The sequence below is a fragment of the Pseudomonas sp. M47T1 genome, from assembly GCF_000263855.1.
GTDB lineage: Bacteria > Pseudomonadota > Gammaproteobacteria > Pseudomonadales > Pseudomonadaceae > Aquipseudomonas.
In genome coordinates, this window is the sequence record NZ_AJWX01000007.1 from 143790 (window position 1) to 157364 (window position 13575).

Annotated in this window: 15 protein-coding genes and 1 tRNA gene; 13 read left to right on the forward strand and 3 right to left on the reverse strand. The window is 64.1% G+C overall.

Annotated elements, in window-relative coordinates; genetic code table 11:
- From PMM47T1_RS10570 to PMM47T1_RS10590, 5 genes are read left to right on the forward strand one after another with little or no spacing between them, the layout of a single operon-like run.
- Entirely contained in the window at positions 1–1218 is a 1218-nt protein-coding gene (locus tag PMM47T1_RS10570; protein WP_008368428.1) for a glycosyltransferase family 4 protein, read from the forward strand.
- Positions 1209–2309 carry a glycosyltransferase family 4 protein gene (locus PMM47T1_RS10575; RefSeq protein ID WP_008368429.1) on the forward strand — a complete coding sequence of 367 codons (1101 nt, stop codon included), beginning with the start codon at positions 1209–1211 and terminating at the stop codon, positions 2307–2309. The genes PMM47T1_RS10570 and PMM47T1_RS10575 overlap by 10 nt, the downstream gene beginning before the upstream one ends.
- The gene (locus PMM47T1_RS10580) at positions 2309–3706 is read left to right on the forward strand and encodes an O-antigen ligase family protein (protein WP_008368430.1); all 1398 of its coding nucleotides are present in this window, start codon (positions 2309–2311) and stop codon (positions 3704–3706) included. Before PMM47T1_RS10575 ends, PMM47T1_RS10580 begins: the two co-directional genes overlap by 1 nt.
- Positions 3703–4524 (forward strand): acyltransferase, encoded by an 822-nt coding sequence (locus tag PMM47T1_RS10585; protein ID WP_008368431.1) that lies wholly within the window; start codon positions 3703–3705, stop codon positions 4522–4524. The genes PMM47T1_RS10580 and PMM47T1_RS10585 overlap by 4 nt, the downstream gene beginning before the upstream one ends.
- Before the next feature lie 8 nt (positions 4525–4532).
- A complete protein-coding gene (locus PMM47T1_RS10590) occupies positions 4533–5942 on the forward strand; it encodes a lipid II flippase MurJ (protein ID WP_008368432.1) in 1410 nt (469 codons plus the stop codon).
- Positions 5943–5992: 50 nt separating this feature from the next.
- Here PMM47T1_RS10590 and PMM47T1_RS10595 read toward each other — a convergent pair whose 3' ends face one another.
- The 3 genes from PMM47T1_RS10595 to moaB all read right to left on the reverse strand — a co-directional run bounded on the left by PMM47T1_RS10595 (position 5993) and on the right by moaB (position 8812).
- The gene (locus tag PMM47T1_RS10595; protein ID WP_043300913.1) at positions 5993–6919 is read right to left on the reverse strand and encodes a glycosyltransferase; all 927 of its coding nucleotides are present in this window, start codon (positions 6917–6919) and stop codon (positions 5993–5995) included.
- A 143-nt stretch (positions 6920–7062) separates the two neighbouring features.
- Positions 7063–8250 carry a molybdopterin molybdotransferase MoeA gene (locus PMM47T1_RS10600; RefSeq protein WP_050990404.1) on the reverse strand — a complete coding sequence of 396 codons (1188 nt, stop codon included), beginning with the start codon at positions 8248–8250 and terminating at the stop codon, positions 7063–7065.
- Positions 8251–8272: 22 nt separating this feature from the next.
- Positions 8273–8812, reverse strand: coding sequence for a molybdenum cofactor biosynthesis protein B (moaB, locus tag PMM47T1_RS10605; RefSeq protein ID WP_008368435.1), 540 nt, complete (start codon positions 8810–8812; stop codon positions 8273–8275).
- Between the two features lie 76 nt (positions 8813–8888).
- Here moaB and mobA point away from each other — a divergent pair, with 76 nt between their 5' ends.
- The 8 genes from mobA to PMM47T1_RS10640 all read left to right on the forward strand — a co-directional run bounded on the left by mobA (position 8889) and on the right by PMM47T1_RS10640 (position 13551).
- Positions 8889–9470, forward strand: a complete 582-nt coding sequence (mobA, locus tag PMM47T1_RS10610) for a molybdenum cofactor guanylyltransferase MobA (RefSeq protein ID WP_008368436.1) — start codon at positions 8889–8891, stop codon at positions 9468–9470.
- Positions 9471–9556: 86 nt separating this feature from the next.
- Positions 9557–9778, forward strand: a complete 222-nt coding sequence (locus tag PMM47T1_RS10615) for a YgdI/YgdR family lipoprotein (protein WP_043300914.1) — start codon at positions 9557–9559, stop codon at positions 9776–9778.
- A gap of 80 nt (positions 9779–9858) precedes the next feature.
- Positions 9859–9935, forward strand: a tRNA-Pro gene (locus tag PMM47T1_RS10620).
- Between the two features lie 247 nt (positions 9936–10182).
- The gene (locus PMM47T1_RS29750) at positions 10183–10338 is read left to right on the forward strand and encodes a hypothetical protein (protein ID WP_157212980.1); all 156 of its coding nucleotides are present in this window, start codon (positions 10183–10185) and stop codon (positions 10336–10338) included.
- Between the two features lie 34 nt (positions 10339–10372).
- Complete coding sequence (locus PMM47T1_RS10625; protein WP_008368438.1) at positions 10373–10909, forward strand: NADPH-dependent FMN reductase; 537 nt, start codon at positions 10373–10375, stop codon at positions 10907–10909.
- Entirely contained in the window at positions 10906–11595 is a 690-nt protein-coding gene (locus tag PMM47T1_RS10630) for a polyphenol oxidase family protein (RefSeq protein WP_008368439.1), read from the forward strand. Before PMM47T1_RS10625 ends, PMM47T1_RS10630 begins: the two co-directional genes overlap by 4 nt.
- 57 nt (positions 11596–11652) lie before the next feature.
- Complete coding sequence (locus PMM47T1_RS10635; protein WP_008368440.1) at positions 11653–12432, forward strand: PhzF family phenazine biosynthesis protein; 780 nt, start codon at positions 11653–11655, stop codon at positions 12430–12432.
- Positions 12433–12531: 99 nt separating this feature from the next.
- Positions 12532–13551 carry a transporter gene (locus tag PMM47T1_RS10640; protein WP_008368441.1) on the forward strand — a complete coding sequence of 340 codons (1020 nt, stop codon included), beginning with the start codon at positions 12532–12534 and terminating at the stop codon, positions 13549–13551.
- Positions 13552–13575 lie beyond the last annotated feature (24 nt).

Sequence of the window (13575 nt, forward strand, 5' to 3'; positions counted from 1 at the left end):
ATGCGTATTCTCTGGACCCTGCCCTATTTGCCGTGGCCCACCACCAGCGGCGGCAAGACCCGCCAGTACCATCTGCTGCGCAGCCTGGCCGCGCGCGGGCATCGCATTACGCTGCTGGTGCAGTCCAAGACCGAGGTTGACCAGGCTACACGCAACGCCCTGGAACCGTTCCTGGAGCAGTTGATTGTGTTGCCGCGCCGCCCGCTGCGCAGCCTCAAGACCCTGCTGGCGGTGCTGGCCGCGCCTTACCCGATGCTGGCCAGCATCAATGGCCTGGCGCCGGAACTGGAACGCTACTTCGACCAGTTGCTGAGCACCCACTGGGACGTGGTGCAGATCGAGCACAGCTACAGCTTCCAGCCCTACGAACGCGCCTTGCACCGCCACGGCCAGCCGTTCCTGCTGACCGAGCACAACATCGAATCGGCGCTGGGGGCGGCCAGCTATGATCGCTTTCCTGGCTGGCTGAAACCCTTCACCGCCTACGACCAATGGCGCTACCGCCGTTGGGAAAAGCGCGTGTTCGCTCAAGCGACGCAATTGGTAGCAGTGACCCAAGCCGACGCGGAGCAGATGCAGGCGCTGTTCCAGCGCCAGGCGCCCGTGGTGGTCAACGGCGTCGACTGCCCGCATTACGCGTCGGTACAGCCGGACTTCAACAGCCAGCGCCTGTTGTTCATCGGCAACTACGAATACAGCCCCAACCTGGATGCGGTGGAATGGGCGCTGGACTCCATTATGCCGAAAGTCTGGGCATTGAACCCCGAGGTGCAACTGTCGGTCTGCGGTTTTGCCCTGCCCGCCCAATGGCGCGAGCGCTGGCCCGATCCGCGAGTGCAGTTCCAGGGTTTCGTGCCCGACCTGCGTGCGCTGCAAGAGCAGACGGCGGTTTTCTTCGCCCCGCTGCGCCAGGGTGGCGGCTCCAAGCTCAAGGTGCTGGAAGCCATGGCCGCCGGCCTGCCGGTGGTTACCACGGGCCAGGGCGTGTCGGGCCTGGCGGTCAACAATGGGCACCACTACTTGGGCAGTGAAACCGCCGAGGGCCTGGCACAACTGCTGGCTGACGCGGTACGCGACCCGGCACGGCTGCAAGCTCTTTGCGACGCTGCGCGCGATTACGTGCGCGGCCATCACGACTGGGCCGTTGCCGCGGCTCAGCTTGAACACGTTTATTCACGGCTTTTGCAACCTATGGAAGACACCAGCGTATGCGCATAGGACTGGATTATCGCCCCGCCACTTGCTATCCCAATAGCGGCATCGGCCGTCAGAACCTGGCGCTGGAACAAGCGTCGCGGGCCAACCCGAACGTGCAGTTGCAGTTGTTCAGCCTGGCCCCCGAGGACCATGTCATCCGGCGCAAGGCCCACTGCCCGCGCTGGGGTGCGCCACTGAGCGGCCTGCACCGCCTGCCCCTGAGGCTCAAATTCGAGGCCGGTTTTCTGCCCGGCGCCCTGCGCGAAGCCGATATCCAGGTTTACATTGCCAATTTCAACATGGGCCTGCCCCTTGGGCGCAAGCCCGAGGGCATGAAGTACGTGCTGCAATTGCATGATCTGTTCCAACTGACCTTGACCAACGCTCATGGCTCGCAGCTCAAGGCGCGGGTGTATGGCTACACCGACAAGCTGTCGATCGGCTGGTCGGTGAAAGTCGCCGACCGCATCTGGACGCCATCCCAGTACACCGCCGATGAAGTGATCAAGCTGTTCCCCCAGGCTCGCGGCAAGGTGCGTGTGCTGCCGAACCTGGTTGTGCCGTTCAGCGGCGAACTGGCCGACCTCAGCGACCTGCAGCTGCCTTCACGCTACTGGTTGTGCGTGGGCACCCGGGAGCCGCGCAAGAACATTCCCTGGTTCGTGGCGGCCTGGCAGCAGGCGCGCCAACAAGATGCCAACGTCCCCGAACTGGTACTGATCGGCGCCCGCGAGCACCTGCCGGCGGAACAGCAACACCTGCAGGGCCTGCACTTTCTCAGCGACATCAGCGATGCCCAGTTGCAAGCCCTGTACGCCAGCGCGGCCCGCCTGTGGCAGCCGTCCTACGCTGAAGGCTTTGGCTTGCCAGTGATCGAGGCCTTGGCCCAAGGTACACCCGTGGCCGTAGCCAGCGGCTCGGCGCTGGATGAAATCACGCCACCCGACAGCCCGCGCTTTTCCCCCACCGATACCCCGGCGGCAGTGACGCTGATGAAAGCGCTGGCGCTTGACCAGCCAGTGGACCATCGCGCTTTGAAAGTGTGGGCCGCCGGCTATGGTGAACAGGCCTACCGCCAGCGCTTTGACGAACTGCTCGGGGAGTTGCACTGATGCCATTGGCCTTTCCGCTTGGCCTGTTGTTGAGCGTCCTGTTCGGTATTCTGGCGTGGCTGCTGCCTGCCGCGAAAGTCATGGCGGCGGTGGTCGCCATCGCCGCCATCATCACCATCATCCGCCGGCCGTTGTGGGGCTTGCTGCTATTTGCCTTCATCGCCACATTCCTGCCGTATACCACGGTCACCATCGGCTTTCGCACCACCGTGTCCGAAGCCGTATTGATGCTGGTGTGGGCCAGTGTCATGGCTCAACACTTGTTTGGGCAGATGCAGCAAGCCCCGAAAATGCTTCCCACCGAACGTCGGATGGTAGCGTTGATGCTCTTCAGCGCACTGCCTTTCCTGGTCGGCCAAGTGATCATCAATGCCGATGGCAACGGCCCGATCAACTGGGTGCGCTGGCTGTTCAACCTGTCGGCGCTGTTCCTGGTGCCGCGGCTGCTGGACACACCGCAGAAACGTGAGCAACTGGTCACAGGCTTGCTGTTGGGCACCTTGTTTCTGTTGCTGCTGTCGATCCCGATCTATTTCAAGGACCGCACCTCCGCGACCATTACCGACGTGCTCGGCAAACTGGGCTATGGCTCGATCGACCTGGTGACCAAGACGCTGGCGGGTTTCAGCACGCGGATGACGTCGCCCTGGAACCACCCCAACATCACTGGCGGCGCCATGGCCCTGCTGGTGCCCCTGGCAGCCTGCTTCGGCCTGACCCGCCGCGGCTGGCCACGTGCCCTGGGCGTTGCGGTAACGCTGCTGGGCATGCTTGGCCTGGTGCTGACCGGTTCGCGCGGCGCTCTGATCAGCCTGCTGCTGGTCATGGTGTGGCTGGTGAGCAAGCGCGTGGCCTATGTAGGCCGCGTATTGATGGTCGCCTTGGTGGGCGCTGCGTTGCTGCTGATGTTTTATCCGCCGTTGCAGGATCGCGTCGCGGATCTGTTTTCCAGCAACGACGCCAGCACCTCGGTCCGCTTCGACGAATACGCCAGCTTCCCTGAAGCCATGGCAAGCTACCCATTGGGTATCGGTTTCAAGGTCGACCCTCCGGTACCGAACACCGACCTGTTGGGTATTTCCAACCTTTACCTCAACTACGTCTACAAACTGGGTGTGCTGGGCTTGTTGATGTTCCTCGCCGTGGTGCGCAGCTGGTGGCTATACACCCGCCCGACCACCCGAACCATCACCTTGACCCATGACAATGCGCTGTGGCTGGGCAGCACCATCGGTGTGCTGGCAGCGCTGGTCAGCGGGCTGTTTGACCATTACTTCAGTTTCACCATGGTGCTGATCGCTGTGTTCTGGTTATTGATGGGCCTCAACCTGCATGAGGCCAAGCGGCTGCGCGCCATCCCGGGCTCTACCCTTGCCAATACAGGAAACCGCTCATGAGACATCGGCTTTTTCACTCCAACAATTTGCGCCAGGCCCTGCCGGAATACGCCACCAAGTTGGGAGTGAGCACTGAAGAATTGGAAGCTGCCTACGACTGGATGTTGGCCAACGAGGTGTGTTTCGAACAACCGCTCAAAGGCAATATCCTGTGCTTCGTGAGCTACGTGAACATCGAGCCGCGCATTGAAAACCCGCTGGCGCGACGCTTTTACGCAGTGCTGGGCCGAGAGCTCAAGGGCGCGCTCATTCCGTTGTACGGCAAAAATTGGGCAACCCTGCGCGACCGCATGTTGCGCACCTGGGAACAGGCCTACAACATTCTGATCTGCAAGATCCCCAGCCACACTCTGCGTCTGGCCTGGCTGAGGCTGGGGGGCGCAAAGATCGGCAAAGGCTCCACGGTATGGCGTAACACCGAGGTACTGGGCATGGATAGCCTGCGCATCGGCGAAGACACCGTGGTGGGCTGGCACGGCCAACTGGATGCCCGTGGCGGGCTGATCATTGGCGACCATGTGACCATTGCCTCCCATGTGCTGATCATTGCCGGCGGCCATGACACCCAGGCCCCGGAGTTCTGGGCCGTGGGCGGGCCGGTGTACATCGACAACTACGCTTGGATCGCCAGCCGTGCCCTGTTGTCATTTGGCGCGCACATTGGTGAAGGCGCGATCGTCGGCGGCAACGCGGTGGTCAGCAAGCCGGTAGCACCCTACGCCATCGTTGGCGGGCCGAACGCCGAGGTCAAAGGCGAGCGCTGTCGCAATCTCACCTACAAGGTGGGCGGCAAAGGCCTGTTCACCCTGTTTCACTGAGGCTAATCATGTTCGGCTCAACGCTGTGGCTGACCCTGGCAACACTAACGGGCCTTGCGGCCGGCTTCGCGCGTGAATGGCTGCTGGTGGCCTCGTGGGGGGCCGGCGGGCAGAGCGATGCCTTTCTGGTGTCGCTGTTCCTGCCCGAAGCCTTGCGCATGGCCTTGGCGGCCGGCCTGCTGAGCGCTGCGGCGTTGCCGCTGTTCCAGCGACGCGACGCCAATGGCCAACGTGCCTGGCTGGGCGCCTTGGTGCCGCGCGTATTGTTGCTCGGCCTGGGCCTGGCGCTGCTGTTGAGCGTGGCCGCGCCGCTATGGGTGCGCGCCATTGGCCCGGGGCTGGACAGCGAAGGTTATGCGCGCGCGGCGGCCTCCTTGCATTGGTTGGCTTGGTGCGCACCGGGTTTCCTTTTGCATGCCTTGCTTTGCGTGCCATTACAGGCGCGATCGCGCTTTGTGCTGGCCGGGCTGGGCTCGCTGCTGTTCAACCTGCCACCGGTTCTCTACCTGGCCATTTTGCGCCACGATGCCAGCACCACGGGCCTGGCCTGTGCCTGTGTGCTGGGCAGCTGGCTGATGCCGGCGGTGTTGGCGCCTCCGCTGTGGCACAGCGGCTGGCGCCCCTGGCAACGCGAACAGGCACCGGGCGCGGTGCGCGAACTGCTGCAACGCATCGGCCCGCTGCTGAGCAGTAACCTGGCCAGCCAGGGCCTGGCGCTGCTGGAACGCATGGTGGCCTCGCTGCTGGGCGAAGGCGCCGTCACCTGGATCAACCTGGCGCGCAAACTGATCAACCTGCCACTGATTGCCCTGATGAGTCTGAACCAGGTGCTGCTGGGGTTGATGAGCGGCAGCGCTGGCGAACAACGCCTGACGTTGCTGCGCAAAGGATTGAGCAGCGCCACGCTGTTGACCGTGCCGGCAGTCACCGGCCTGATCGGCGCATCGGCAGCGCTGGTCACCCTGCTGTTGCCCAACCAGTCGGCAGGCAGCCCGCTGCCTGAGCTGCTGGCGTGGTTCTGTGCGCCGTTGATGTTCGGGGCCTGGAACGCCCTTCTGGCGCGTTACGCCTACGCGGCGGGCGACACGCGCATGCCGCTCAACTGCGAGCTGGCTGGCAGCCTGCTGAACGCCCTGTTGCTGGGGGTGTTGCCGTGGGTGTTCGGCCTGATCGGCATCGCCATGGCGGCGCTGTGCGGCGTATTGCTGACCGGTGTGCTACTGATGCGCAGGCAAGCGCTGCTGGGTCAGTTGCCATGGCGCAGCCATTGGGTATTGGGCGCGGTAGCGATGCTGCTGGCGGCGCTGCTGGTGCATCCGCTGCCGGGGATATGGGTGCAATTGGGCGTCAGCTGCGTGTGTGGCGCGACGTTGATGGTGGGGTTGGCGGTGTGGTTGCGGCCTTGGAGCAAGGCCTGACCGCGGTGGCGGCTGAAGGCGCCGCCCCGCAGCTCCTACCGGGTTCGTTGTCAGGCGTACGGGCTATCCCAGTAGCGCTTGTGCATGCCCAAGCGCTTTTTCCACTTCATGGGCAAGCGCTGTTCCTGCTGGCTGAACTTGTACGCCAGCAACTTCAGGCCATTGCGCACAAACGAGCCCGGCCATAGCCAGAAACGGCGCAGGCCCAGGAATTTCAGTTCCGACTTCACGTAGCGCAAACCCTCGCCGCCCGCACCGCCGAACTGTTCGCGAATCCACGGCTCGCGGGCCTGGAACACGCCAATGTCAAAGTAGCGGCGAAACTCTTCGGCCAGGGTGTAGTTGTGCGAATGACGACAACAGGCATCGCCCGCATAGGCGATTTTCCACCCCGCCACCAACATCCGCGCCGCCACGTACATGTCCTCGGAGAGAATCACATGCAGCGGAAAGCCGCCGATCTGCATCAGCGCCTTGCGCCGGTAGGCGGCAAAGGAGTTGGACATGAAGCAGGCCTTGATGCCCAGCCGGTCCACGTCGGCAATGCTCTTGATCTGCGACGTGGGCGGGTAATTGAACAGCCGCGCATGCTCGGACAGCAGGTTGGCGTCCTTGTGCGGCAACTGTCGCCCGCACACCGCCCCCACGCTGTCCTCGGCAAAGGGCGCGACGATGCGCGCCAGCGCCTGGGGGTCTTCGAGGTAGGCGTCCTGGGTCATGAACACGTAGACGTCATAGTCGGGAAACTGCTCGACCATGCGCTGTCGCGTTCCGCCGTGGTTGAACTCGCGGCTGGGTATCAGCAGAAACTGATCGGCACACTCGCGCCCCAGCTCGGTACTGCCGTCGCTGGAAGTGGAATCCACGATCAGGGTATCAAAATCAATCGTCTGGCTGCCCAGCGAGTCCAACAGACGTTGCAGATCCCTGCGACCGTTATAGGTTGGGACCACGCACGCCACTTTCAAAGTCGTCATGGCCAGATCCCCACTTATGTGCCAAGTCCATTTGTATCGGCCACTTGCCGGCGATTGGCTATGCCTGCCGGCAACGGCTCCCATGATGCGTTACAGCGTGGTGAAGATTAGCGCACACGGAGCCATTGTCGGAAAGAAATAATTCAGCCAAGCACTTCGCTCAGGGGAATGAATCGCACCCGGTCGCCTTCCGCCAGGGTGCGGCCTTCCAGCACCTCCACCAAGCCTTCGGCCCAGGCGGCGCTGCGCAGTACACCCGAGCTCTGGTTGGGGTAGATCACCGCCCGGCCATTTTCCAGGCGCCCACGCAAATACTCGCGGCGGTTGCCCGGTTTGCTCCAGGTGAAACCCACCGGCACCTCAAACGCCAGGGGCGTTACATCCACCACGCCCATGCGCCGCATCAGGTAAGGCCGCGCCAGCAACGCGAAGGTCACCAGGGTGGACGCCGGGTTGCCCGGCAGGCCAATCACCGGTACGCCGCGAAAGTGCCCGAACGTCAGCGGTTTGCCCGGTTTGATTGCCAATTTCCACAGCGCCAGCTCGCCTTCTTCGCGCAGTGCTACCCCTAGGAAGTCGGCCTCGCCCACCGAGACGCCACCGGTGGACAGGATCAGTTCGGCATGACCCAGCTGGGCCAGGCGCGTGCGGGTTTTCGCCAGGTCGTCGGGCAGGATGCCGGCGTCGATGACTTCGCAGCCCAGGCGCTGCAGCCAGCTGACCAGCAGGCGCCGATTGCTGTTGTAAATCTGCCCCGGGCCCAGCGGCTGGCCGGGGTCGACCAGCTCATCGCCCGTGGACAACACCGCCACGCGCACCTTGCGCACCACATCCAGGTGGGCATGGCCCAGGGACGCCGCCAGGCCAAGCTCAATGGGGCCCAGGCACGTGCCGGCGGGCAGCACCTGCTCACCCACGCGGGTTTCCTGGCCCTGGGGGCGAATGTTCTGGTTCAGGCCAAGGGCTTGGGTGAAGCGCACGCGGCCGTCTGCCAGGCTTTCCACGTTTTCCTGCATTTCCACGCAGTCAGCGCCTGCCGGCACCGGGGCGCCGGTGAAGATCCGCGCGCAGGTGCCTGCCAGCAACGGCGCCGGCGCCTGGCCGGCCTGGATGCGCTGGCTGACCACCAACGGTTCACCGTTCCAGTCGGCCAGGCGCAGGGCGTACCCGTCCATGGCACTGTTGGACCAGGGCGGCAGGTCCAGCGTGGACACCAGGCCTGCGGCCAGCACGCGGCCGTCGGCCTCGGCCAAGGGCACGCGCTCGATCTCGCACAGCGGCGCCTGGTCGGCCATGGCCAGCAGGCGATCCAGCGCTTGCTCAAGCGGCATCAGCGGCGCGGCCGCGCCCAACTCAGCCACGGGACTGGCAGGGCGCGGCCTGCTTGAGGTGCGGAACGAAATTGCACGGCCGATGACGCACGTCCAATTGCTCGGCAAGGATGCCGTCCCAGCCGGTGCGCACGGCATTGGTGGAACCGGGCAGGCAGCACACCAGGGTGCCGTTGGACAGCCCGGCCAGGGCCCGCGATTGCACGGTGGAGGTGCCGATATCGGGCACGCTGATCTGGCGGAACAGCTCGCCAAAGCCATCAACCTGTTTGTCCAGCAGGCAGGCCACGGCTTCCGGCGTGCTGTCGCGGCCGGTAAAACCGGTGCCGCCGGTGATCAGCACCACCTGCACCACGTCCTCGGCAATCCAGTGGGCCACTTTCGCGCGAATCTTGTACAGGTCGTCCTTGAGCAGCACGCGCTCGGCCAGCAGGTGGCCGGCGGCGGTCAGGCGGTCGACGAACATCTGCCCGGAGGTGTCGTTTTCCAGGGTACGGGTATCACTGACAGTCAGCACCGCAATATTGAGCGGCACAAAAGGTACATCAGCCTTGGCTTTCATCAGGGCTCGTCCGGTTGTGTGTATGAATAGGCAGTGTTATATCACAGCAGCCCGTATCTGAAGACCGAGACCTGTCATGTCCGCCACCGCCCTGCCCGCCTGTTCTGTCCTGCTGCTGGCCGGTGGCCGTGGCCAGCGCATGGGCGGGCGCGACAAGGGCCTGCTGCCCTGGCGCGGCCAGCCGCTGATTGCCCACCTGCACCAGCAGGTGCGGGCGCTGGGCGATGACCTGATCATTTCCTGCAACCGCAACCAGGCGGTGTATGCCGATTATGCCGACCACTTGGTGAGCGACGACAGCGACGACTTTCCCGGCCCCCTGGCCGGCATTCGCGCAGGCCTTGCCGTGGCCCGCCACAGCCACCTGCTGGTGCTGCCCTGCGACGTGCCGGGCATCGACGAGGCCCTGCTGCACGCCCTGCTCGCCACGGCGTTGCAACATCCCGGCCAGCCCTTGATGGTGCGCCAGGGCGAGCAGTGGGAGCCGTTGCTGTGCGTGATCCCCGTGGCCCACGCCGCAGCATTCGAGCAGGCCTGGCAGGCGGGCGAACGCAGCCCGCGCCAGGTAATGCTGGCGCTGGGGGCGCAGGCGTTGCAATGCCCGATGGACGACCCGCGCCTGGCCAACCTCAATACGCCGCAGTTGCTGAACCCGTAACCGTCAAAAAAATGGAACTCGTTTCAGGTACAAACGTCTCAAACGGTGTACATGGATTAATCGTCCCTTCCTGGAGAACACAGACAATGACTAAACGGACCCTTCCCGCTCTGCTTCTGGCAATGGGCCTGGCTACCTTGGCGGGGTGCTCGACGCCCACGGTCATCACCCTCAACGACGGGCGCGAGATCCAGGCGGTCGACACGCCCAAATTCGACGAAGACTCGGGCTTCTACGAAGTCAAGCAACTGGATGGCAAGGAAACCCGCATCAACAAGGATCAGGTACGTACCGTCAAGGAACTCTGACCCCCGCCTGCCGGGGCCTGCCCCGGCAGTCAGCGCACCACTTGCCGGATACCCGACGTTGTGACGGGTGTTTTGGCTATCGGGGTGTAGCGCAGCCAGGTAGCGCGTCTCGTTCGGGACGAGAAGGCCGCAGGTTCGAATCCTGTCTCCCCGACCAGTTGTATAAAAAGCCCGCCGAGTGCGGGCTTTTTTGTGGCCAAAGCAAATCCCCCGCCAAACACCCAAGGCTAAACCCTCAGTCTGACAGGCCATGGCACGTTGCAACAGACGTGGGAGCGGGTTCTACCCGCGAAGCGTCGCGCGGGCGGCGCTCAATCTCAAGCCCCCCCCCAGACATGCACCTCTGCGCCCCACCGCAAACTGTAGATACCGTCTCGCCGGCTGGTGGCCAGCAGCTGCCACTCATGAAACGTCTCGACGTGCTCGGCAGCAAGGTTGATGTCCTCCACCGGCATATGCGCCGTGAGGGAGGCCGTCGGGTCGATGTGAAGCCAGTGCTGGGCAAAACAGGATTGATACTGGCAGAGGATTTCACCTGTTGGGCCGACGTTTTAGCGTAAGTTTTGTACTGTTCCCTCTGAATGGACTCTGCCTGTGCCCCACCTACTGACCCTATGCGGCAGCCTGCGCCAAGGCTCCACCAACCGCGCCCTGCTCGATGCCTGCGAAGCGCTGTGCCCGCCCGGCCTGTCGATTCGACACTACCGCGGCCTTGGGCAGCTGCCGTTGTTCAACCCCGACCTGAGCGACTGCGCTCCCCCCGCCGTGCTGGATTTGCAGGCCAAGGTGGCGGCGGCCAACGGGTTGTTGATCGCCTGCCCCGAATACGCCCGCGGCATTCCTGGCGCCTTCAAGAATGCGCTGGACTGGCTGGTAGCCAGCGAACAGTTTCCCGGCAAGCCGGTGGCGCTGTTCAATGCCTCGCCCCGCGCCAGCCATGCCCAGGCGGCGCTGCGGCTGGTGCTTGACACCCTGTCAGCGCGAATCGTGGAGGGGGCGTCGGTGACGGTCAACCTGTTGTCCAAAGGCATGACGGCGGGTGATATCGTGGCCGACGCAACGCTGGCCGAAACACTGGACGCAGCGTTGCGCCATTTCCATCGTGCGATCAAGGAAGGTCACTGCCCATGAGCTGGACGGCCAACAACCTGACTGGCATAGCCGGCATTGCCCACGGGTTTCTCGGCATCGACGAAGCCCTGCCGCCGGGCACCCTCTTCTGCAACCAGAAGCACACCGCCGATGTGCTCGATGCTGCAGCCGCCGCCGCAAGCTGCGCAGTGGGCGACGGTGTATTTACCGGAGAAAAAACGCCGGTGGCGGTGCTGACCGCCGATTGCCTGCCGGTGCTGATCGCATCCCGCGACGGCCAGCACGTGGCCGCCGTGCACGGTGGCTGGAAGGGGTTGCAGGCGGGGATCCTCGACAACGCCCTGGCGCGGTTCGATCAGGCCGGCGTAGACCGAGGGCAACTGCGCATCGCCATCGGCCCATCGATCAAGCCCTGCTGCTACGAGGTCAGCGCCGAGTTCGCAAGCCTGTGGCCCGACTGCAATCCGCCCTGGCAGCACACGCGGCCCGCGCCCACACGACCGAACGCCCTGCCCCAGCCACCGGCCATGAACGAGGACGGTCTGTGGTTCGACCTGGCCGCCTATGCAGGGCTGCTTCTGGCCCACCAAGACATCGACGCCCAGCAGGTGGAGGTCAGTGATATCTGCACCTGCTGCCACACACAGGCACTGGGCAGCTACCGCCGCCGCACCCACTGGCCCGCCGCACGTACCCAGCAATTCTCCTGGATAGCCCGTGTTTGACGGCAGCGGCTGACTGGCGCTAGTGTCCGGCTTCCTCTTACATAACGGAGTACCACGGTGCAGTTGAACATCTACCAGGTCGATGCCTTCGCCAATCGCCCTTTCGGTGGCAACCCGGCCGCCGTCTGCCCGCTCACCGAATGGCTGCCGGACGCCCGGTTGCAGGCGATCGCCGAGGAAAACAACCTGTCGGAGACGGCCTACTTCGTGCGCACGGGCGATGCATTCGAGCTGCGTTGGTTCACCCCCACCGTGGAAGTGGACCTGTGTGGCCACGCTACCCTGGCGGCCGCGTGGGTGATTGCTAACGAACTGCCCGATGCGCCCGATGTGATCCGATTTGCCACCCGCAGCGGCGAACTGCGGGTCACCCGCACCGAGCATGGGCTGGCCATGGACTTCCCGGCCAAGGCACCCGAGCCGAGCGAACCGCCCGCCGGCTTGCTGGATGCGTTGGGCATTGACAAGGCAGAGGTGTTCGCCACCGACGACTGGCTGGTGGTGGTCGAGGACGAGCATCTGATTGCCGGCCTCACGCCTGACTTCGCTCGGCTCAAGGGCCTGCCCCTGCGCGGCGTGGCGGTGACGGCGGCCAGTCGGCGCTTTGATTTCGTCACCCGCTGGTTCGGCCCCAACGTGGGCGTGAATGAAGACCCGGTCACCGGCTCGGCACACACCTCGCTGGCGCCTTTGTGGGCCGCACGCCTGGGCAAGTCAGTGTTCAGGGCCCAACAGGGCGGCGCGCGCAAGGGCCAATTGACCTGTGAACTGGCCGGTGACCGAGTCATCATCAGCGGTGAGGCCGTGTTGTATATGAAAGGCCGCCTTTACCTCTGACGGTTCTAGATGAACATTCACACACGCACACAAACTGTCACATAACCGCAATAATTCGTCCTCATGATCGCGGCATCAGCCCTTGCGCCGCGAGCCCACATGAATTCGAGCATTATCAAGAGCAATCAGGACTCGGACCTTTTCGGGCTGCTCTACGGTTACCGGTTCCGCCCCGGCGGCCCGGTGTGCGAGCTGGATTCGGCGGCGGTGCTGCAGGCCCTGGGCACCACCGAGCATAACGATGAGTTCGTGTGGCTGCACCTGAACCTGGCCCATGCCGGCTGCGAACGCTGGATGCACGCCCACCTGCAGTTGCCCGAGGACTATTTCGAGGCCCTGCACGAGGGCTCGCGCTCCACGCGCATCGAGCACGTGGAAGACTCGCTGCTGGCGGTGGTGAACGATGTGGTGTTCAACTTCGGCATGGTGTCCTCGGACATATCCACCCTGTGGCTGTGCGCCACCGAGCGCCTGCTGATCAGCGCCCGCCGCCACCCGCTGCACTCGGTGGACAAGCTGCGCTCCTCGGTCAAGCGTGGCGAGCGGTTCCGTTCGCCCATGGAATTGCTGGTACACCTGTTTCGCGACCAGGCCGAAGTGCTGACCCAGATCGTGCGCAAGACCAGCCTGAGCGTGGACGGCATCGAAGACCAGTTGCTGTCCCTGCGCCTGAGCAACAACCGCACCGAATTGGGCGCCATGCGCCGGGTGCTGGTGCGCTTGCAACGCCTGTTGGCCCTGGAACCGGGATCATTGCTGCGCCTGTTGAACCGCCCACCCGCCTGGCTGCAGGAGGATGACTTGCAGGAGCTGCGCCAGGCCACCGAGGAGTTCGCCCTGGTGCTCAGTGACCTGACGGCCCTGGGCGAGCGCATCAAGCTGTTGCAGGAAGAAATAGCCGCCAACCTCAACGAACAAAGCAACCGCACGCTGTTTACCCTGACCGTGGTCACGGTGCTGGCGCTGCCCATCAACATCATTGCCGGCTTTTTCGGCATGAACGTGGGCGGCATTCCCCTGGCCAGCGACCCGGAAGGCTTCTGGATACTGGTGGCACTGGTGGCGACCTTCACGGTGCTGGCCGGGCGCTGGGCTTTTCGCAAGCGCAGCGACTACTGACCTGCAACTGACGCCAGCCTGTCA

Excerpts from the sequence above, each read along its gene's own strand:
- PMM47T1_RS10640 (WP_008368441.1), top strand. The coding sequence starts at position 12,532 with ATGAATTCGAGCATTATCAAGAGCAATCAGGACTCGGACCTTTTCGGG.
- moaB (WP_008368435.1), bottom strand. The coding sequence starts at position 8,812 with ATGAAAGCCAAGGCTGATGTACCTTTTGTGCCGCTCAATATTGCGGTG.
- PMM47T1_RS10615 (WP_043300914.1), top strand. The coding sequence starts at position 9,557 with ATGACTAAACGGACCCTTCCCGCTCTGCTTCTGGCAATGGGCCTGGCT.
- PMM47T1_RS10590 (WP_008368432.1), top strand. The coding sequence starts at position 4,533 with ATGTTCGGCTCAACGCTGTGGCTGACCCTGGCAACACTAACGGGCCTT.
- mobA (WP_008368436.1), top strand. The coding sequence starts at position 8,889 with ATGTCCGCCACCGCCCTGCCCGCCTGTTCTGTCCTGCTGCTGGCCGGT.
- PMM47T1_RS29750 (WP_157212980.1), top strand. The coding sequence starts at position 10,183 with ATGAAACGTCTCGACGTGCTCGGCAGCAAGGTTGATGTCCTCCACCGG.
- PMM47T1_RS10630 (WP_008368439.1), top strand. The coding sequence starts at position 10,906 with ATGAGCTGGACGGCCAACAACCTGACTGGCATAGCCGGCATTGCCCAC.
- PMM47T1_RS10575 (WP_008368429.1), top strand. The coding sequence starts at position 1,209 with ATGCGCATAGGACTGGATTATCGCCCCGCCACTTGCTATCCCAATAGC.
- PMM47T1_RS10600 (WP_050990404.1), bottom strand. The coding sequence starts at position 8,250 with ATGCCGCTTGAGCAAGCGCTGGATCGCCTGCTGGCCATGGCCGACCAG.
- PMM47T1_RS10585 (WP_008368431.1), top strand. The coding sequence starts at position 3,703 with ATGAGACATCGGCTTTTTCACTCCAACAATTTGCGCCAGGCCCTGCCG.
- PMM47T1_RS10580 (WP_008368430.1), top strand. The coding sequence starts at position 2,309 with ATGCCATTGGCCTTTCCGCTTGGCCTGTTGTTGAGCGTCCTGTTCGGT.
- PMM47T1_RS10570 (WP_008368428.1), top strand. The coding sequence starts at position 1 with ATGCGTATTCTCTGGACCCTGCCCTATTTGCCGTGGCCCACCACCAGC.
- PMM47T1_RS10595 (WP_043300913.1), bottom strand. The coding sequence starts at position 6,919 with ATGACGACTTTGAAAGTGGCGTGCGTGGTCCCAACCTATAACGGTCGC.